This is a genomic window from Streptomyces graminofaciens, from assembly GCF_030294945.1.
GTDB lineage: Bacteria > Actinomycetota > Actinomycetes > Streptomycetales > Streptomycetaceae > Streptomyces > Streptomyces graminofaciens.
Genome location: NZ_AP018448.1, coordinates 6,532,579 through 6,551,875, shown reverse-complemented (window position 1 = coordinate 6,551,875; position 19,297 = coordinate 6,532,579). Strand labels below are relative to the sequence as shown.

The 19,297-nt window shown below is 68.3% G+C and carries 15 protein-coding genes and 3 tRNA genes; 9 read left to right on the top strand and 9 right to left on the bottom strand.

The features are described 5' to 3' along the window. Window positions 1-99 precede the first annotated feature (99 nt). The 3 genes from SGFS_RS28240 to SGFS_RS28230 all read right to left on the bottom strand — a co-directional run bounded on the left by SGFS_RS28240 (window position 100) and on the right by SGFS_RS28230 (window position 816). A tRNA-Gly gene (locus SGFS_RS28240) sits at window positions 100-172 on the bottom strand. Between the two features lie 80 nt (window positions 173-252). Next, a tRNA-Gly gene (locus SGFS_RS28235) sits at window positions 253-324 on the bottom strand. A gap of 174 nt (window positions 325-498) precedes the next feature. Continuing rightward, window positions 499-816, bottom strand: coding sequence for a histone-like nucleoid-structuring protein Lsr2 (locus SGFS_RS28230; RefSeq protein WP_286254440.1), 318 nt, complete (start codon window positions 814-816; stop codon window positions 499-501). Between the two features lie 342 nt (window positions 817-1,158). Between SGFS_RS28230 and purS the strand changes: the two genes are divergently transcribed. From purS to purM, 7 genes are all read left to right on the top strand, one after another. Then, a complete protein-coding gene (gene purS / locus SGFS_RS28225) occupies window positions 1,159-1,422 on the top strand; it encodes a phosphoribosylformylglycinamidine synthase subunit PurS (RefSeq protein WP_055514060.1) in 264 nt (87 codons plus the stop codon). Beyond that, entirely contained in the window at window positions 1,419-2,099 is a 681-nt protein-coding gene (gene purQ / locus SGFS_RS28220) for a phosphoribosylformylglycinamidine synthase subunit PurQ (RefSeq protein WP_286254434.1), read from the top strand. Before purS ends, purQ begins: the two co-directional genes overlap by 4 nt. Next, on the top strand, window positions 2,096-4,354 hold the full coding sequence (gene purL, locus SGFS_RS28215) for a phosphoribosylformylglycinamidine synthase subunit PurL (RefSeq protein ID WP_286254432.1): 2,259 nt from the start codon (window positions 2,096-2,098) through the stop codon (window positions 4,352-4,354). The genes purQ and purL overlap by 4 nt, the downstream gene beginning before the upstream one ends. 80 nt (window positions 4,355-4,434) lie before the next feature. Then, window positions 4,435-5,232 (top strand): maleylpyruvate isomerase family mycothiol-dependent enzyme, encoded by a 798-nt coding sequence (locus tag SGFS_RS28210; protein ID WP_286254430.1) that lies wholly within the window; start codon window positions 4,435-4,437, stop codon window positions 5,230-5,232. A 48-nt stretch (window positions 5,233-5,280) separates the two neighbouring features. Continuing rightward, window positions 5,281-6,099, top strand: a complete 819-nt coding sequence (locus tag SGFS_RS28205; protein ID WP_286260098.1) for an META domain-containing protein — start codon at window positions 5,281-5,283, stop codon at window positions 6,097-6,099. Between the two features lie 84 nt (window positions 6,100-6,183). Next, a complete protein-coding gene (gene purF / locus SGFS_RS28200; RefSeq protein WP_286254428.1) occupies window positions 6,184-7,713 on the top strand; it encodes an amidophosphoribosyltransferase in 1,530 nt (509 codons plus the stop codon). Window positions 7,714-7,774: 61 nt separating this feature from the next. Further along, window positions 7,775-8,842, top strand: a complete 1,068-nt coding sequence (gene purM / locus SGFS_RS28195) for a phosphoribosylformylglycinamidine cyclo-ligase (protein WP_286254425.1) — start codon at window positions 7,775-7,777, stop codon at window positions 8,840-8,842. A gap of 101 nt (window positions 8,843-8,943) precedes the next feature. Here the strand turns inward: purM and SGFS_RS28190 are convergent, their stop codons facing one another. After that, window positions 8,944-9,198 (bottom strand): DUF3073 domain-containing protein, encoded by a 255-nt coding sequence (locus tag SGFS_RS28190; protein ID WP_286254423.1) that lies wholly within the window; start codon window positions 9,196-9,198, stop codon window positions 8,944-8,946. A gap of 280 nt (window positions 9,199-9,478) precedes the next feature. Further along, window positions 9,479-10,594, bottom strand: a complete 1,116-nt coding sequence (locus SGFS_RS28185) for a Leu/Phe/Val dehydrogenase (RefSeq protein ID WP_286254421.1) — start codon at window positions 10,592-10,594, stop codon at window positions 9,479-9,481. 219 nt (window positions 10,595-10,813) lie between these two features. On the opposite strand from SGFS_RS28185, the gene SGFS_RS28180 reads away from it, so the two are divergent. Then, window positions 10,814-11,656, top strand: a complete 843-nt coding sequence (locus SGFS_RS28180; RefSeq protein WP_286254419.1) for a hypothetical protein — start codon at window positions 10,814-10,816, stop codon at window positions 11,654-11,656. A 618-nt stretch (window positions 11,657-12,274) separates the two neighbouring features. Continuing rightward, complete coding sequence (gene bldC, locus SGFS_RS28175) at window positions 12,275-12,481, top strand: developmental transcriptional regulator BldC (RefSeq protein WP_003949541.1); 207 nt, start codon at window positions 12,275-12,277, stop codon at window positions 12,479-12,481. 553 nt (window positions 12,482-13,034) lie between these two features. Here the strand turns inward: bldC and SGFS_RS28170 are convergent. The 4 genes from SGFS_RS28170 to SGFS_RS28155 all read right to left on the bottom strand — a co-directional run bounded on the left by SGFS_RS28170 (window position 13,035) and on the right by SGFS_RS28155 (window position 19,294). After that, the gene (locus SGFS_RS28170; protein ID WP_286254416.1) at window positions 13,035-13,226 is read right to left on the bottom strand and encodes a DUF6274 family protein; all 192 of its coding nucleotides are present in this window, start codon (window positions 13,224-13,226) and stop codon (window positions 13,035-13,037) included. Between the two features lie 243 nt (window positions 13,227-13,469). Then, a tRNA-Asp gene (locus tag SGFS_RS28165) sits at window positions 13,470-13,544 on the bottom strand. Between the two features lie 113 nt (window positions 13,545-13,657). Then, entirely contained in the window at window positions 13,658-17,602 is a 3,945-nt protein-coding gene (gene hrpA, locus SGFS_RS28160) for an ATP-dependent RNA helicase HrpA (RefSeq protein WP_286254414.1), read from the bottom strand. An 81-nt stretch (window positions 17,603-17,683) separates the two neighbouring features. Then, a complete protein-coding gene (locus tag SGFS_RS28155; RefSeq protein WP_286254412.1) occupies window positions 17,684-19,294 on the bottom strand; it encodes a hypothetical protein in 1,611 nt (536 codons plus the stop codon). Between the last annotated feature and the right edge of the window lie 3 nt (window positions 19,295-19,297).

Here is a 19,297-nt window from a genome sequence, read left to right as displayed (position 1 = left end):
TCACTGCACATGACAAATGTCAGAACGCCCGGAGAAGCGCAGGGGAAGTGCGGAGCACGACGAAGGCCCCGGTCGTGATGACCGGGGCCTTCATTCAAGAGCGGACGACGAGGCTCGAACTCGCGACCTCAACCTTGGCAAGGTTGCGCTCTACCAACTGAGCTACGTCCGCATTGCTTCCGACCGGCTCCCACCGATCGGCGCGAGCATCAGCCTACCTGATCCACAACAGTGGTTCGATCGGCGATGCAGAGCGGGTGACAGGAATTGCACACTGCGCCTTCCCCCTGGAAGGGGGATGTTCTACTACTGAACTACACCCGCGTGACACTCCGTGGGCCGGGACTTTTCTGTCCTTGCCCCTCGGCGTGCTCCAGACTCTAGCTGACCAGGTGGGGTGCAACGCAAGTCGGTTGTTCCCGGGACGGGGCGAGGGCCCAAGTCGGGTGCCCGCAGGGCTCGCTGACGAACCCTGAGGACACCGCATGCCACCGCCTGCTACTGCGCCTCGGCGAACGCCTCGTAGACCTTCTTGGGGATCCGGCCGCGCGCGGGGACGTCCATCTTGTTGGCCTGGGCCCAGGCGCGGACGGCCGCGGGGTCCGGGGCCACCTGAGTCTGCTTGTACGCCTTGCCCGACTTCGACCTCTTGCGGCCGGCCTCCACGTAGGGCTCCAGGGCCTCGCGCAGTTTCTCGGCATTGGCTTGGTTCAGGTCGATCTCGTACGACTTGCCGTCGAGTCCGAAGGCGATCGTTTCCGCCGCTTCCGAGCCGTCGATGTCGTCAAAGAGAGTGACTACGACACGCTGCGCCACGAATATCGGTCCCTTCGTGCGACATCTGCTGCGGTTGACGTGCCAAGACGTCCCGGAGATGCCGACTGTCCGCCTGTTATTGGGTAAAGTATCGGCTATTGCCAATTCATTTGTACAGTGCTTGGCATTGCAATGTGAAGACAGACTTAAACCGTCCGCGTGTCTCGCGCGCAATAGCTGTCGGGGATCTTTCCCAGAAATTTTCGCCGCGCCACCCGGCCGATACCTGATCGTGACGGCGCTCACGCGTGCCTCCCGTAGTTTCCTACGAATCTACTCGCGTAGAAATTTTGTACGGGTAGTCTGAAGGAACCTGCTCAGCACCACACACCGGGAGTGCCAGTGGCACGCGTCGTAGTCGACGTCATGCTCAAGCCGGAGATCCTCGACCCCCAGGGCCAGGCGGTGCAGCGCGCGCTGCCGCGCCTCGGTTTCGAAGGCGTCTCCGACGTACGTCAGGGAAAGCGATTCGAACTGGAAGTGGACGGACCGGTGGACGACGCCGCGCTCGCCCGCATCCATGAACTGGCGGAATCCTTCCTCGCCAACACCGTGATCGAGGACTTCACCGTCAAGGTGGAGGAAGTCGTGGAGGCAGGAAAGTGACCGCTCGTATTGGCGTCGTCACTTTTCCGGGCAGCCTCGACGACCGGGACACACAGCGGGCGATCAGGCTCGCCGGTGCCGAACCCGTCGCGCTCTGGCACAAGGACAAGGACCTCAAGCAGGTCGACGCCGTGGTGCTGTGCGGTGGTTTCTCCTACGGCGACTATCTCCGTGCCGGTGCCATCGCGCGCTTCTCCCCGGTGATGGAGAGCGTGATCGCGCAGGCGAAGTCGGGATTGCCGGTCCTCGGCATCTGCAACGGCTTCCAGATCCTCACCGAGGCCCACCTCCTCCCGGGCGGGATGCTCGGCAACGACCACCTCCACTTCATCTGCCGCGACCAGAAGCTGCGGGTGGAGAACGCGGACACCGCCTGGACCGCTGACTACAGCGCCGGCCAGGAGATCCACATCCCGCTGAAGAACATGGACGGCCGGTACGTGGCCGACCAGTACACGCTGGACAAGCTGGAGGCCGAGGGGCGGGTCGCGTTCCGTTACCTCGACTTCAACCCCAACGGCTCGCTCAACGACATCGCCGGCATCACCAACGAGGCGGGCAACGTCGTAGGCCTCATGCCGCACCCCGAGCACGCCGTGGAGCCGCTCATCGGCACCGGCCGCACCGACGGCCTCCCCTTCTTCACCTCGATCCTCAAGAAGCTGGTCAACGCATGAGCCGGACGCCTCTGGACACGGTCGAGAACGCGGCCGCGACCCCCGACGTCGAGCTGCCCTGGGCCGAACTCGGTCTGAAGAAGGACGAGTACGAGAGGGTCGTCGAGATCCTCGGCCGCAGGCCCACGGGTGCCGAGCTGGCCATGTACTCGGTCATGTGGTCCGAGCACTGTTCGTACAAGTCCTCGAAGGTGCACCTCCGCCAGTTCGGCGAGAAGGCGCCCCAGTCGGACGCCCTCCTCGTCGGCATCGGGGAGAACGCCGGCGTCGTGGACGTCGGCCAGGGCTACGCGGTGACCTTCAAGGTCGAGTCGCACAACCACCCCTCGTACGTCGAGCCCTACCAGGGCGCGGCCACGGGCGTCGGCGGCATCGTGCGCGACATCATCGCGATGGGCGCCCGTCCGGTCGCGGTCGTCGACCCGCTGCGCTTCGGCGCCGCCGACCACCCCGACACCAAGCGCGTCCTCCCGGGCGTCGTCGCGGGCATCGGCGGCTACGGCAACTGCCTGGGCCTGCCCAACATCGGCGGCGAGGTCGTCTTCGACGCCTGCTACCAGGGCAACCCGCTGGTCAACGCCGGTGCCATCGGCGTCATGCGGCACGAGGACATCCACCTCGCGAAGGCGTCCGGCGCGGGCAACAAGGTCATCCTCTACGGGGCCCGCACGGGCGGCGACGGCATCGGCGGCGCGTCGATCCTCGCCTCCGAGACCTTCGACGACGCCAAGCCGTCGAAGCGCCCGGCCGTGCAGGTCGGCGACCCCTTCCAGGAGAAGCTCCTCATCGAGTGCACCCTGGAGGCGTTCCAGGAGAAGCTGGTCGTCGGGATCCAGGACCTCGGCGCGGCAGGCCTGTCCTGCGCGACGAGCGAGCTGGCGTCCAACGGCTCCGGCGGCATGCGCGTGACCCTGGACGACGTCCCGCTCCGCGACTCGACCCTCTCGCCCGAGGAAATCCTCATGAGCGAGTCGCAGGAGCGCATGTGCGCCGTCGTCGAGCCGGAGAAGGTCGACCGCTTCCTCGCGATCTGCGACAAGTGGGACGTCATCGCCACGGTCATCGGTGAGGTGACCGACGGCGACCGCCTGGAGATCTACTGGCACGGCGGCAAGATCGTCGACGTCGACCCGCGCACGGTCGCGCACGACGGCCCGGTCTACGAGCGCCCGTACGCCCGCCCGTCCTGGCAGGACGCCCTCCAGGCGGACGACGCGAACAAGCTGCCGAGGCCCGCGTCGAGCGAGGAGCTGCGTGAGCAGGTCCTGAAGCTGGTCGCGTCCCCGAACCAGGCCTCCAAGTCCTGGATCACCAGCCAGTACGACCACTTCGTGCAGGGCAACACGGTCCTCGCCCAGCCCGAGGACTCGGGCATGATCCGCATCGACGAGGAGAGCGGCCTCGGCGTCGCCATCGCGACGGACGGCAACGGCCGCTACGCGAAGCTGGACCCGTACCACGGCGCCCAGCTGGCCCTGGCGGAGGCGTACCGCAACGTCGCCACCACCGGCGCCAAGCCCCTCGCCGTCTCCGACTGCCTGAACTTCGGCTCGCCCGAGGACCCGGCTGTCATGTGGCAGTTCGCGGAGGCGGTACGCGGTCTGGCGGACGCCTGCCTGCAGCTGGGCACCCCGGTGACCGGCGGCAACGTCTCGCTCTACAACCAGACGGGCGAGGCGGCCATCCACCCGACCCCGGTCGTCGCGGTCCTGGGCGTCATCGACGACGTGGCCCGGCGCACGCCGGTCGCCTTCCAGGAGGAGGGCCAGCTGCTCTACCTCCTCGGCGACACCCAGGAGGAGTTCGGCGGCTCGGCCTGGTCGCAGGTCGTCCACGACCACCTCGGCGGGCTGCCCCCGAAGGTCGACCTGGAGCGCGAGCGCCTGCTGGCCGAGATCCTGATCTCCGCCTCCCGCGACGGCATGATCGACTCCGCGCACGACCTGTCCGACGGCGGTCTGATCCAGGCGGTCGTGGAGTCGGCGCTGCTCGGAGGCAAGGGCGCGCGCCTGATCGTCCCCGACGGCCTGGACGCGTTCACCTTCCTGCTGTCGGAGTCGGCGGGCCGCGCGGTCGTGGCCATCCCCCGCTCCGAGGAGGTCCGCTTCAACGACATGTGCGGCGCCCGGGGCCTCCCGGTCACGCGCATCGGCGTCGTCGACGGCGACTCGGTGGACATCCAGGGCGAGTTCGCGCTCACCCTGGAGGAGCTGCGCACCGCCCACGAGGGCACGATCCCGGCGCTGCTGGCGTAGCACCCGTGGCACCACTGAAGGCCCCGCCCGGCTTCTTCGGGCGGGGTCTTCGACTGTGCCCCTCCGCATAGGCTCACCCCATGCCCCCGGCCAAGAAGCGCCCCCGCGCCTACGACCCCGCCAAGACCCGCAAGGCCGTGCTGGCCCAGTTCGGGACCGTACGGGAGGCGGTGGGCGCCCTCACCGCCGAGCAGCTCGCCCTGCCCACGCGGCTCGGCGGCTGGGCCGTGCGGGACCTGGCCGCGCACCTCACCATGGCCGTGGAGACCGTCAGCCGTAATCTCGACCGGGACGAGCCGCCCAAGGCGGATCTGACCCTGCTGGACTGGCCCTTCGCCACCGCCGTCCGGGCCGGCGACATCGCCGAGGGCACCCGGGACCTCGCCGCGGCCCACCCCGACCTCGACGCCCTCTACGCCCGCACCGAGCGGCGCCTCACCGAGGCCCTCGCCGGCGCACCCGGCGACCGTCTCCTCGCCGCCCGTACCGGCGCCATGACGCTGGAGGACTACCTGGTCACCCGTACCGTCGAACTCGTCGTCCACACCGACGACCTGAACGCGGCCGTCCCTGGCCTCGACCTCCCGTACGACCGGCACGCCCTCGCCACCTGCACCCGCCTCCTCGCGGACGCGCTCGCCGCCAAGGCCCCCGGCGGTTCGACCGAGGTGCGGATCCCGCCGTACGCCGTGGTGCAGTGCGTCGCGGGGCCGAGGCACACCCGGGGCACCCCGCCGAACGTCGTCGAGACCGATCCGCTGACCTGGATCCGGCTCGCCACCGGCCGCCTCGACTGGGCCACCGCCCTCGACGACGCCAAGGTCAGCGCGAGCGGGGAACGGGCCGATCTCAGCAAGCTGCTCCCCCTCATGGCGTAAGCCGCAAGGCCGGTGGAACCGCCCACCCACCCCACCCGTCCCACCGGCATGGACAAGCAGCGACTGGCCCTCACCGCCCTGATCCTCCTCCCGTTCCCGCTCCTCGCGGCCTGCGGCACCGAGTCGGGCAGCGACTCCGGCAGCGGTTCCGTCGGTTCCGGTTCGACGAAGACGACCGTCACCGGCGTCCACTGGAACGTCGACAGCCTCACCGTCGACGGGAAGACCGAGAAGGCCCCCGACAGCGCGTATCTGCAGATCGCCGACGACGGCGAGGTCAACGGCAACTACGGCTGCAACGGCTTCGGCACGACCGCCACCGTCAAGGGCGACACGATCGCCTTCGGCACCGCCCAGTCCACCGACATGGCCTGCCTCGGTACCCCGATGGAGTTCGAGGAGGCCTTCGCCGGCACGCTCACCGACGGCGAGTTCACGGCCGAGCGGGCCGACGGCAAGCTCACCCTCACCTCGAAGAAGGGCGCCACCGTCAAGCTCAGCGAGGAGAAGCCCGCCGAGCTGTACGGCACCAAGTGGCAGATCAACTCGCTCATGGACCACGAGGTCGCCCAGTCGCTCCCCGAGGAGGTGGGTGACAAGGCCTGGTTCACCCTGGACGAGAAGAGCGGCAAGCTCACCGGCAGCCTCGGCTGCAACCGCGTCACCGCCGAGGCGACCGTGAGCAAGGACAGGATCACCCTCGGCAACCCGGGCACCACGCGCCGGATGTGCTCCGACTCACTCATGGCCGCCGAGAAGAGCCTCCTCAAGCTCTTCAAGAGCACGCTGGAGTATCGGATCGATCACCGCACCATCACGCTGACCAGCGAAAACGACCTGGGAATCAGTGCGGTGGCCGACAAGTGACGTCCGGCCGGGCGCAGTCGGGGAGCGGGGCGGGCGACATCACCGGATTCGGACCGGTGCGCGATCTCGCCTACACTCGGTGGCGTGCCACGTGGTGACGGACGACTCAACCACGACCTTCTCCCCGGCGAGAAAGGCCCCCAGGACGCTTGCGGCGTCTTCGGAGTCTGGGCCCCGGGTGAAGAGGTCGCCAAGCTCACGTACTTCGGGCTCTACGCCCTCCAGCATCGGGGCCAGGAATCCGCGGGTATCGCGGTCAGCAACGGCTCCCAGATCCTCGTCTTCAAGGACATGGGCCTCGTTTCCCAGGTCTTCGACGAGACCTCTCTCGGTTCGCTCCAGGGTCACATCGCGGTCGGTCACGCCCGCTACTCGACCACGGGTGCCTCCGTGTGGGAGAACGCCCAGCCGACGTTCCGCGCCACCGCGCACGGTTCCATCGCGCTCGGCCACAACGGCAACCTGGTCAACACGGCGCAGCTCGCCGAGATGGTCGCCGACCTGCCCAAGAAGGAGGGTGGCCGGACGCCGCGCGTCGCGGCCACCAACGACACCGACCTCCTCACCGCCCTCCTCGCCGCCCAGACGGACGAGGACGACAAGCCGCTGACCGTCGAGGAGGCCGCCCACACGGTCCTCCCGCAGGTCAAGGGCGCCTTCAGCCTCGTCTTCATGAACGAGCACACCCTCTACGCGGCCCGTGACCCGCAGGGCATCCGCCCGCTGGTCCTCGGCCGTCTGGAGCGTGGCTGGGTCGTGGCCTCCGAGTCCGCCGCCCTCGACATCTGCGGCGCCTCCTACGTCCGCGAGATCGAGCCGGGCGAGTTCATCGCCATCGACGAGAACGGTCTGCGCAGCTCCCGATTCGCGGAAGCGAAGCCCAAGGGCTGTGTCTTCGAGTACGTGTACCTGGCCCGCCCGGACACGGACATCGCCGGCCGGAACGTGTACCTCTCCCGGGTGGAGATGGGGCGAAAGCTGGCCAAGGAAGCCCCGGCCGACGCCGACCTGGTCATAGCGACGCCGGAGTCCGGCACCCCGGCCGCCATCGGCTACGCGGAGGCCTCCGGCATCCCGTTCGGCGCCGGCCTGGTGAAGAACGCGTATGTCGGCCGTACGTTCATCCAGCCCTCCCAGACGATCCGCCAGCTCGGTATCCGCTTGAAGCTGAACCCGCTGAAGGAAGTCATCAAGGGCAAGCGCCTGGTCGTCGTCGACGACTCGATCGTGCGCGGCAACACCCAGCGCGCGCTGGTCCGGATGCTCCGCGAGGCGGGCGCCGCCGAGGTCCACATCCGGATCTCCTCTCCGCCCGTGAAGTGGCCCTGCTTCTTCGGCATCGACTTCGCCACCCGCGCCGAGCTCATCGCCAACGGCATGACGATCGACGAGATCGGCACGTCCCTGGGCGCCGACTCCCTGGCGTACATCTCCATCGACGGCATGATCGAGGCGACCACCATCGCCAAGCCGAACCTCTGCCGCGCCTGCTTCGACGGCGAGTACCCGATGGAGCTGCCGGACCCCGAGCTGCTCGGCAAGCAGCTCCTGGAGACCGAGCTGGCCGCCGGACCCGCCGCCACGGCCGCGACCGACGCGATCCGTCGTCCCTAGCCGACCGGCCAGCCCGTAACACCTGCTTATCTGCAGTAACGACACGAAAGTTCTCACCGTCATGTCTGAGACAACTGGTGCCAGCTACGCAGCGGCGGGCGTCGACATCGAGGCGGGCGACCGCGCCGTCGAGCTGATGAAGGAGTGGGTGAAGAAGACCCAGCGCCCCGAGGTCCTCGGCGGCCTCGGCGGTTTCGCCGGACTCTTCGACGCCTCCGCCCTCAAGCGCTTCGAGCGCCCGCTGCTCGCCTCCGCCACGGACGGCGTCGGCACGAAGGTCGACATCGCCCGTCAGCTGGGCGTCTACGACACGATCGGCCACGACCTGGTCGCGATGGTCATGGACGACATCGTGGTGTGCGGCGCCGAGCCGCTGTTCATGACCGACTACATCTGCGTCGGCAAGGTGCATCCCGAGCGCGTCGCCGCCATCGTCAAGGGCATCGCCGAGGGCTGTGTGCTGGCCGGATGCGCCCTGGTAGGCGGCGAGACGGCCGAGCACCCGGGTCTCCTGGGCCCGGACGACTTCGACGTCGCCGGCGCCGGTACGGGCGCGGTGGAGGCGGAGCACCTGCTCGGCCCGGATCGTATCCGGACGGGTGACGCGGTGATCGCGATGGCGGCCTCCGGTCTTCACTCGAACGGGTACTCGCTCGTCCGGCACGTCCTGCTGAACCAGGCCGGTCTCGCTCTTGACGCGCACATCGACGACCTCGGCCGCACCCTCGGCGAGGAGCTGCTGGAGCCCACCAAGATCTACTCGCTGGACTGTCTGGCCCTCACCCGCACGACCGAGGTCCACGCCTTCAGCCATGTCACGGGCGGCGGTCTCGCGGCCAACCTGGCCCGCGTGATCCCCGACCAGCTGCACGCGACGGTCGACCGCTCCACCTGGACCCCGGATCCGATCTTCGACCTCGTCGGAAAGACCGGCCGGGTCGAGCGCCTGGAGCTGGAGAAGACCCTCAACATGGGCGTCGGCATGATCGCCATCGTCCCGCAGGAGTCCGCGGACGTGGCACTCACCACCCTGGCCGACCGCGGGGTCGAGGCATGGGTCGCCGGCGAGATCACCGAGCGCGGCGACCACGCCACGGGTGCCGAGCTGGTCGGCGACTACGCGAGCTGAGGTTCGCGGAGTACGCGAGCTGAGGTTCGCGACCGACGGCAGCACAAAACCCGGTCCGGCGGGGGTGACCCACCCGGACCGGGTGAAGCGCAGCTAGAGCGTCAAGCTCCGCGACGATGCGACGTGGGACCGGACTGGTCGTCCTCGTCCTCATCGTCGTCGTTGTAGAGATCCGCGTACTGGGCGTACGGGTCGTCTTCCTCGTCGTCGTCCTCGAAAGGCTCGCCATTCGGCGGCTGATTCGAAGTCGAAGCGCCCAGCTCATTGGCCAGACGCGAGAGGTCAGTCCCGCCGCTGCTGTACTTCAGCTGGCGGGCGACCTTCGTCTGCTTGGCCTTTGCCCGGCCGCGCCCCATGGCTCGACCCCCTCGGATACGGGGCTCGATGGCCCCAGAGTCTTGACACGCGTTCATGATCTGGAACGGGCTCTCCGTGGAGAGACCGGTCCGTAGGGCTTCCACGGTACCTGAGCCCACGCCCATACGGTACGTCGCCCGCAGGACGTGCCCGTGCCCAGAACCCTCGGGGTGCCCTGTCCCCGCTGGTCAACCGCGATTTTAACCAGTTCTTGGCGGGCGACCCGCCGATGGAAGTGAGAGTTCTCTCGAAATCCATCGGCGGGTACCGGCGTGACTTCTACGAGGCGTCCGCGGCGGGTCGGCGACCGCGCGCGGCGGCCGCCTCGTGCATCCGCTGCTCGGCGATCCGGTCGGCCGCCGCAGCAGGTGGAATTCCGTCCCGCTTCGCCTTCGCGAATATTGCCAGCGTGGTGTCGAAGATCTTCGCGGCCTTCGCCCGGCACCGCTCGAAGTCGAACCCCTGGAGTTCGTCGGCGACCTGGATGACCCCGCCGGCGTTCACGACGTAGTCCGGCGCGTAGAGGATCCCGCGGTCGGAGAGGTCCTTCTCCACGCCCGGATGCGCGAGCTGGTTGTTGGCCGCCCCGCAGACGACCTTGGCGGTGAGCACCGGCACGGAGTCGTCGTTCAGGGCCCCGCCCAGCGCACAGGGGGCGTAGATGTCGAGGCCCTCGGCACGGATCAGCGCCTCGGTGTCGGCGACCGCCGTCACACCCTCCGGATGCCGGTCGAGGATCCGCCGTACGGCGTCCTCGCGCACGTCCGTGATGACGACTTCGGCGCCCTCGTCCCGCAGGTGCTGGACCAGGTGGTGCCCCACCTTGCCGACGCCCGCGACGCCGACCCGGCGGTCGCGCAGCGAGGGGTCGCCCCACACGTGCTGTGCGCTGGCCCGCATGCCCTGGTAGACGCCGAAGGCGGTGAGGACCGAGGAGTCACCGGCGCCGCCGTTCTCCGGGGACCGGCCGGTGGTCCAGCGGCACTCGCGGGCCACGACGTCCATGTCGGCGACGTACGTACCGACGTCGCACGCGGTCACGTACCGGCCGCCGAGCGAGGCCACGAACCGTCCGTAGGCGAGCAGCAGCTCCTCGCTCTTGATCCGGTCCGGGTCCCCGATGATCACGGCCTTGCCACCGCCGTGGTCGAGCCCGGCCATGGCGTTCTTGTACGACATGCCGCGCGCGAGGTTCAGCGCGTCGGCGACGGCCTCCTCCTCGGTCGCGTACGGGTAGAAGCGCGTACCGCCGAGGGCGGGGCCCAGCGCGGTGGAGTGGATGGCGATGACGGCCTTCAGGCCACTGGAGAGGTCCTGGCAGAGCACGACTTGCTCATGACCGCCCTGGTCCGAGTGGAACAGGGTGTGCAGGACGCCGGCTGATACTTCGGTCACTGTGGTGACTCCTGGGCAAGTAGCGGCGGTTGGAGCAGCTCCCGTAAGGGTGGCGGGGGCTGTGGCACGAGATTAGGGCCTGTGGTGGCCCGAAAACGGCACACGCTCAGGATCACCCACTCCTGGAGTACGGCGATCGTTCGATCCGTACAGCTTTCGGGCCTGCTTGTGAGCGGATTCGGCAGGTTTCCCCGGTGGCTCGCGGGGGAGGGAGCAGGGGTGCCCAAGGTGTCCTCGGTGATCGTCCCGTACGCGTCCTACCTGCGTGTGTACGAGCCACTGGCCGCCTTCCCGGAACCGGAGCGCACCCACTGGGGCCGCTACGCCCGGCGCACCGACCGGCCCTCGTACCAGGACGAGCTGCGCCGCTCGCTGGCCGATCTGCTGCCCACTCCGCCGGTCCCGGTGCCGGTGCACGAGAGCGGCGACGCCTTCGTGCTGGATGTCGAGGGCGTGGTCTGCGTCTGCCCCTGGCGCACCCGGCTGCGCGGCTGGCAGGCGCTCGGAAGTCTGGCCGAGGAACTGCCCACCCCGGTCCTGGACGCGGTGCTGCCACCGGTCGTACGCCGCCAGGCCGGCCAGGACTACGAGCGCTGGCTGGCCGGCAACCCCGACGCGCGCCCCTGGATCCGCACCTCGACCTGGCATGTACCGCTGAACTGGTTCGTGCTCGTCTCCGACGAGGAGCGGACGTACGAGAAGGGTTCGGCGGAGGCCTCGCCGGTGCTTCGCTACCGCACGCCCATGGTCCAGGCCCGGCGCCGGGTGGCGCGGGGCCTGAGGGCCCTGCGGGAGAGCCTCGACGAGGGGCCGCTGATCGACGGGCTGGTGGACGTGGGCCGCTGGCTGGAGGAGTTCCACCCGCGCTCACTGGTCGAGCTGGACTACGGCGGGCTGGTGCACGTCCTGCCGGCGGCGGAGCTGGACGGCGATCATTCGGCGGCGGACGTCGCCGAGGGCATCGAGGCGCTGCGCGGCGGGGACGAGGAGGCCGCCACGGAGGCGTACGGGCGGCTCGTGGAGCGGTGGCGGGCGGTCCGGGACCGGCGCTCGGCCAACTGAACCGATCCTGACCGAATCGGTCTGAACCGATCCGCCCCCCGGTTCGTATTTGTGACTTGTGGGGCTCCTGAGGAAAAGGCTTTCCAGGAGGCCCGAAGCATGGTGAACTGTCCACTCTTGGCCTGAGCTTGACACAACGCACAGGTCCGTGGGGGGCATCGTAGGACTTAGGTCCCGATCCGGGCTTTTGCGTCAAGCTGTCGTCAAGCGTGACGGATTGCACTTACGTGGGCCTTGCCTCTTACGCACCTCCTCATGCCAAAATAGGACAAGGAGTCCGGGGGAGACTTCTTCTGCCCATGTATGGGCGGAATCTCAGCATTGCACGCTTTGGGGGGTCCTGTTGACTCCTGATCGCCACTGTGACTGATCGTCACAGTGGCGTGACTGTCCGCTATGGCATGGTCCATCGGCATCCGTCGCTGATGAACACCTGGGAGGGCAATTCCATCGGTTTGGCCGACGCGGCTGGACAGATGGTGTAGTTGTAGTGCCGAGGACAAGCCGTTCGTCCTATAACCGACTCGACTCGCGTCCGCCATTTCGGGCAACGCGGGTCAAGGTGCAGAATTTAGAGGAAAGAACCGAGAAGGTTCGGTTCTCCCGAGGAGGCCGCTCATGACCGCTCGCACCCCTGATGCCGAGCCGCTGCTGACCCCGGCTGAGGTCGCCACCATGTTCCGCGTGGACCCGAAGACGGTCACGCGGTGGGCGAAGGCCGGCAAGCTCACGTCCATCCGCACGCTCGGTGGGCATCGCCGTTACCGCGAAGCCGAGGTCCGCGCACTGCTTGCGGGTATTCCGCAGCAGCGCAGCGAGGCCTGAACAACTGCATAGAGGGGCATTTCGGAGGGTTCCCCCAATCAGCCGAGACGCCCGAATCCGCAGCTCAGTCGCTACGGCACCGAGTTGCTCAACCGCTCCAAACGACGCGGGCCCTGCCCCAACAGGTCCCACGCCCAGGCTCTTCAAGTACGTCTGAGGGTGCGTCGTCGATCGCGCTGGACTCCGCCGGGTCCAGCGCGATTTTTTTGTGCGCGGTGTGGGGGGCGGGTCCGGGGTGTGGGGGGTTCCGAAGCCCTCGGCGCGCCCGTCTGTGACCGGTCTTGTCGGACTCTGGGGAGGGCTGTCGGATCTCCTGCGAAGAGCTTACGAGGGTGGTGCAATTGCACATATTAAATTGACCAGTTGTAGGTGGGGGGTAAGTTCCACAGTTCTGAAAACTTATGCGGTGACACCCGTCACATGCCGTGCGCCTTGTTGCCGGAGCAGCATCCGCGGTATTAGGGGCGAGAGTTGAGGGAGGGGCGCCGCAGACTCGGGGCGGCTCGGGGCGGTTCGGTTCGGCTCGGCTCGGTTCGGGGCGGCTCGGTGAGGCTCAGGCCTTGGACGGGCTTTCGCTCTCCGTCGTTCCCTCGGTGCCGTCCTCGGCGCCTGAGCCGGGTTCCATGGCCAGGCGGAGGAGTTGGTGGCAGACGGGGCAGTGCCGCGTGAGATGGCGGTACGAGGAGGCGGCCGACAAGTGGGCGCGGAGTAACGCGCGCGTCTCGTGCCGAGCCGTCGCCGCCATGCGCCACCTCCGGGTCCGGGAGCCCTTGTCTCTGAGGTACCGACTGAATGTGACGCCGTCAAGCCTCCGGTGACTGGGCCGTTGACGGAGGAGGGATACGGAGGAGGAATTCCGCGCGGCCGCCGGACGCCGGCCGGCAGCCGACGAACCGGCCCCGGGCGAGGAAACTCCGTCAGGCACCCGTGGCCCGACACACGCGAGAGGCCCGCATCCTCACCGGATGCGGGCCTCTCGTAATCAATGCGGTCCTGACGGGATTTGAACCCGCGGCCTCCACCTTGACAGGGTGGCGAGCACTCCAAACTGCTCCACAGGACCAGGTTTCGCAGTCCGCGCCGTTTTTCCTGCGCTGGCCTGCGAGAAGAGACTCTACAGGAGTGGCGGCCCCTCGGTCGAACTCACCCAGTGTGCGGGCTCCGTCACAGATCCCGCTACGGCACCGCCGCGTCGATCGCCTTCACGATCCGCTTGTCCGACACCGGATACGCCGTCCCCAGCGCGTGCGCGAAGTAGCTGACCCGCAGTTCCTCGATCATCCAGCGGATGTCCAGGACGGTGGAGGGCACGGGCCGGCCCTGTGGCAACTGCTCCAGCAGCCACAGATACTCGTCCCGCATCTCATGGACCTTTTCCATGCGCGTCGTGTCCCGCTGGACGCCCGTCGGCATCTGCTGCAGCCGGCGGTCCGCCGCGACCAGATAGCGCATCAGGTCGGGCAGGCGCCGCAGCCCCGCCTCCGTCACGAATCCCGGCTTCACGAGCGCGTCCAGCTGCGCCCGTACGTCCGAGAGGTTCGCCAGCAGCGCCGCGCTCCGTGTGGCCTTCAGACGGCGCTCACAGGCCTGCCAGGCGGCCAGCACCTGCTGCACCTGCCCGACCGTACGGACCGTCGTGTCGACGATCTCGGCGCGCACCTTGTCGTACAGCTTGCGGTACGACTCCTCGTCCCACGCCGGCCCGCCGAAGTCGGCGATCAGCTTGTCGGCCGCCGCCATCGCGCAGTCGTCGAACAGCGCCTGGATGGAGCCGTGCGGGTTCGCCGACAGCGCCAGCTTCTGCGCGTTCGTGAGCTTCTCGGAGGCGAACTTCGCCGGGTTCACCGGGATGTTGCGGAGGATGAGCCGCCGCATGCCCTTCCACATGGCCTCCGCCTGCTCCTCCTCGGTGTCGAAGAGGCGGACGGAGACCGTGTCGCCGTTGTCGACCAGCGCCGGGTACGCCTTCACCGGCTGGCCGGCGCGACGGGTCTCGAAGACGCGGGTCAGCGAACCGATCGTCCAGTCCGTCAGGCCCGTCCGCTCCAGCGACTCGCCGCCCTGGCGCTCCGCCGTGGCGGCGGCCGCCTGCGAGAGCGCCTGGCGCGCCTTCGGCTTCAGACGGAGCCGCAGCGCCTCCAGGTCCTTGTCCTCGGCCAGCTTCCGGCGCCGCTCGTCGACGATTCGGAAGGTGATCTTCAGATGGTCGGGGAGGCGGCCCCAGTCGAAGTCCTCGGCCGTCAGCGGGACGCCCACCATGCGCTTCAGCTCGCGGGCGAGCGTCATGGGCAGCGGCTCCTGAAGCGGCACGGCCTTCTCCAGGAACGCCTTCGCGTAGTTCGGGGCGGGGACGTAGTGACGGCGGATCGGTTTCGGCAGGGATCTGATCAGTTCCGTCACCACCTCCTCCCGCAGGCCCGGGATCTGCCAGTCGAAGCCCTCGTCCGTCACCTGGTTGAGGACCTGGAGCGGCACATGGACCGTCACACCGTCCGCGTCCGCGCCCGGCTCGAACTGGTACGTGACACGGAACTTGAGCTGGCCCTGCCGCCAGGAGTCCGGATAGTCGGCCTTGGTGACCGCCTCCGCCGACTCCCGGATGAGCATCTCCCGCTCGAAGTCCAGGAACTCGGGCTGCTCATGCCGCTTGTGCTTCCACCAGGAGTCGAAGTGGGCGCCCGACACCACGTGTTCGGGGACCCGCTGGTCGTAGAAGTCGAAGAGCGTGTCGTCGTCGACCACGATGTCCCGGCGCCGGGCCCGGTGCTCCAACTCCTCGACCTCGCTGAGGAGTCTGCGGTTGTCGGCGAAGAACTTGTGGTGCGTACGCCAGTCGCCCTCGACGAGCGCGTTGCGGATGAAAAGCTCGCGGCTGGCTTCCGGGTCGATACGGCCGTAGTTGACCTTCCGCTGGGCGACGATCGGCACGCCGTACAGCGTGACCTTCTCGTACGCCATCACGGCTGCCTGGTCCTTCTCCCAGTGCGGTTCGCTGTACGTCCGCTTCAGGAGGTGTTCGGCGAGCGGCTCGACCCACTCGGGCTCGATCCTGGCGTTGACGCGGGCCCAGAGGCGCGAGGTCTCCACCAGCTCCGCGGACATCACGAAGCGCGGGGGCTTCTTGAAGAGGGCCGAGCCCGGGAAGACCGCGAACTTCGCGTTGCGGGCGCCCAGGTACTCGTTCTTCGCGCCCTCCTTCACGTCCTTCATGCCGATGTGGGAGAGCAGACCGGCGAGGAGGGAGAGATGGACGTGCTGCTCCGGTGCGTCGTCCTCGTTCAGATGGATGCCCATCTGCTTCGCGACCGTACGCAGCTGGCTGTAGATGTCCTGCCATTCGCGGATGCGCAGGAAGTTCAGGTACTCCTGCTTGCACATCCGGCGGAAGGACGACGAGCCGCGTTCCTTCTGCTGCTCGCGGACGTACCGCCAGAGGTTGAGGAAGGCGAGGAAGTCGCTCGTCTCGTCCTTGAAGCGGGCGTGCTGCTGGTCCGCCTGGGCCTGCTTGTCGGCGGGGCGCTCGCGCGGGTCCTGGATGGAGAGCGCGGCGGCGATCACCATGACCTCGCGGGCGCAGCCGTTCTTGTCGGCCTCCACGACCATGCGGGCCAGGCGCGGGTCGACGGGCAGCTGGGAGAGCTTGCGGCCCATCTCGGTCAGCCGCTTGCGTACGTCCTTCTGCGCCGGGTCCAGGGCTCCCAGTTCCTGGAGGAGCTGGACGCCGTCGCGGATGTTGCGGTGGTCCGGCGGGTCGATGAAGGGGAACTTCTCGATGTCGCCGAGGCCGGCCGCGGTCATCTGGAGGATGACGCTCGCCAGGTTCGTACGGAGGATTTCGGCGTCCGTGAACTCCGGGCGGGCGAGGAAGTCGTCCTCGGAGTAGAGGCGGATGCAGACACCGTCGCTCGTACGGCCGCAGCGGCCCTTGCGCTGGTTGGCGCTGGCCTGGGAGATCGGCTCGATCGGCAGGCGCTGCACCTTGGTGCGGTGGCTGTAGCGGGAGATGCGGGCGAAGCCCGGGTCGATGACGTACTTGATGCCCGGGACCGTGAGGGAGGTCTCGGCGACGTTCGTGGCCAGAACGATCCTGCGCCCCGTGTGCGCCTGGAACACGCGGTGCTGCTCGGCGTGCGAGAGGCGGGCGTAGAGGGGCAGGACCTCCGTGAAGCGGTACTGCTTCTTGATGAGGGCGTCCGCCGTGTCGCGGATCTCCCGTTCTCCCGAGAGGAAGACGAGGATGTCGCCCTTGCCCTCCCCCTGAAGCTCCTCGACGGCGTCGCAGATCGCGGTGATCTGGTCGCGGTCGGCGTCGTCGCCGTCCTCTTCGAGGAGGGGGCGATAGCGCACCTCGACGGGGTACGTACGGCCGCTGACCTCGACGATCGGGGCGTCGCCGAAGTGGCGGGAGAAGCGCTCGGGGTCGATGGTCGCGGAGGTGATGACGACCTTGAGGTCCGGGCGCTTGGGCAGCAGCTGGGCCAGATAGCCCAGCAGGAAGTCGATGTTGAGGGACCGCTCGTGGGCCTCGTCGATGATGATCGTGTCGTACGCGCGCAGCTCGCGGTCCGTCTGGATCTCGGCGAGCAGGATGCCGTCCGTCATCAGCTTGACGAAGGTCGCGTCCTGGTTGACCTGGTCGGTGAAGCGCACCTTCCAGCCGACGGCCTCGCCGAGGGGCGTGTTCAGCTCCTCCGCCACGCGCTCGGCGACCGTACGGGCCGCGATCCGACGGGGCTGGGTGTGCCCGATCATGCCGCGTACGCCGCGTCCCAGCTCCATACAGATCTTCGGGATCTGGGTCGTCTTTCCGGAGCCGGTCTCGCCCGCGACGATGACGACCTGATGATCACGGATGGCGTCCGCGATCTCGGCCTTCTTCTGGCTGACGGGCAGCTGCTCGGGGTACGTGATGGCCGGTACGCGCGCGGCGCGCTCGGCCATCCGGGCCTCGCCCTTGGCGACCTCCGCCTCGATCTCGGCGAGGACGGCGGCCCGGGCCTCGGGCTTGCGGATCTTGCGCGCGCCTTCGAGCCTGCGTCCGAGCCGGTGCGCGTCGCGCAGGGTCAGCTCGGCCAGGCGAGGGGCGAGGGCGCCGAAGGCGGGGGCGGGGTGAGTGGACATACGCGACCCAGCTTCTCACCTGAACGAAACGAGGGGCGAACGCTTTTGCGCTCGCCCCTCGTCACGTGTCTGTTGCGTGCGTCACCGTACGTCGACGTAGTCCTCGGCGCCGGCGCCCGCGTAGTGCTTGCTGTCGGGCTTCAGGAAGGCGGGCACCCAGGTGCCGTCGAGCTGGGCCTTGAAGCTCTTGCTGAAGGAGCCGTTCGCCTTCGTCTTGACCGTGCCCATCAGGTACCAGGTCTTCTCGCCCTTGGGCCGGAAGATGATCTGCACCGTCTTGGCGCCGTAGCCCTTCCAATCGTTCCAGCCCGGTGTGCTCGCGGGCTTCGCCTCCTGGAGGACGCCCGTCACGGTGAGCGCACGGCCCTTGCGGACCGGCTCGGGGGAGGCGTTCGCGCCCTTGACCCGGACGAGGGCCCGGTTCTTGCGCACGGCCTTGCTGATGGCGCCCTTGATGTCCTTGGTGGTGGACCCGGCGTACCGCAGTCGGAAGTAGCCGTCCCCGACGGTCTCGATGCCCTCGGCGCTGAACTGGCTGCCGAAGGTGGTCTTGATGGTCTTCTTGGTGCTCCAGCCGGTGCTGCCGTCGGCCGACCACTGGACGTCGACCTTCACCTGGCTGTCGTCGTAGTCCCCGACCAGGGCGAGCCGGCCGGTCACACTGAGCTGGGCCATCTGGTCCATCGACGCCGTGAACTCGGTGAACTTGGTCGTCGAGGTGACCTTGATGCTCACGTCGACGGCCGCAGGGCGCTTGAGCCAGGAGTGGATCGGGTACGGCGGGAAGGCCACCTCGTACGTGTTGTCGCCGTACGGACGCTTGACGAGGCTGAAGCGGCCGTTCGTGTCGGTGGTCGCCTCGGCCGGGTCGGTGATGCTGCCGTACTTGTAGTCCAACTCGACCGGGATGCCGGCCAGCGGCTTCCACTCCGAGCCGATCTGGTACTCCAGCTTGCCGGTGACGGGCACCTCGTCGCCGGCCGTGACGTGGAAGCTGGTCTTGTCCAGGACGAACCGGGTCGGCGCGTACTGGGGCGTGATGTCGATGCGCGGGGACGAGGCGGGGCCGTCGTCGCTCTGGTAGCGGGCCCAGGCCGTGCCGTTCTGGGTGACCTCGCGGGCGAGGGAGAAGTGGCCCGCCTCGTTCGTGGTGACGGTCTCCTGGCTCAGGCCCGGCAGGGAGACGATCACGGAGGCGCCGGGCGCCGGTGCGGTCTCACGGGTGCTGGGGTCGCGGAAGACCAGGTCACCGGCGGCCGTGACGATCTTGTTCTCGACGTTCGGCTCGGTAGGGGTGACCGAGAAGTCCTTGAACAGGGGCTGCTTCACATAGCGCAGCACGCCCACGTTCTGCTGGGCGGTGGTCTCGCCCGCGGTGTTCGTGGCCTCGATGTCGATCGTGTACTCACCGAGCGTGTCCAGGTGGACGGGCGAGGAGGCCCAGGTGCCGTCCGTGGCACCAGCCTGCTGCTTGGTGAAGTCGGTGATCGTGGCCACCGGGGTGTCCGTCTCGGCGCTGCCGAGGGGGCGCAGCTTCGCGGTGATCTTGTCGATCTCGGTGCTGTAGCCGAGGTTGACGTCGATGACCGACCAGTCGTCCTGGTCGCTGGCCGCACTCTTGATCGTCGGTGCCTCGGCGTGGGCCGTTCCGGGTATGGCGAGAGTGGAGAACAGGACGGCGCCGACCGTCACAAG

Coding starts and splice junctions, on each gene's coding strand:
- purL (WP_286254432.1), top strand. CDS start 2,096: ATGAGCCGGACGCCTCTGGACACGGTCGAGAACGCGGCCGCGACCCCC.
- SGFS_RS28210 (WP_286254430.1), top strand. CDS start 4,435: ATGCCCCCGGCCAAGAAGCGCCCCCGCGCCTACGACCCCGCCAAGACC.
- SGFS_RS28205 (WP_286260098.1), top strand. CDS start 5,281: ATGGACAAGCAGCGACTGGCCCTCACCGCCCTGATCCTCCTCCCGTTC.
- purM (WP_286254425.1), top strand. CDS start 7,775: ATGTCTGAGACAACTGGTGCCAGCTACGCAGCGGCGGGCGTCGACATC.
- SGFS_RS28190 (WP_286254423.1), bottom strand. CDS start 9,198: ATGGGGCGCGGCCGGGCAAAGGCCAAGCAGACGAAGGTCGCCCGCCAG.
- bldC (WP_003949541.1), top strand. CDS start 12,275: ATGACCGCTCGCACCCCTGATGCCGAGCCGCTGCTGACCCCGGCTGAG.
- SGFS_RS28170 (WP_286254416.1), bottom strand. CDS start 13,226: ATGGCGGCGACGGCTCGGCACGAGACGCGCGCGTTACTCCGCGCCCAC.
- hrpA (WP_286254414.1), bottom strand. CDS start 17,602: ATGTCCACTCACCCCGCCCCCGCCTTCGGCGCCCTCGCCCCTCGCCTG.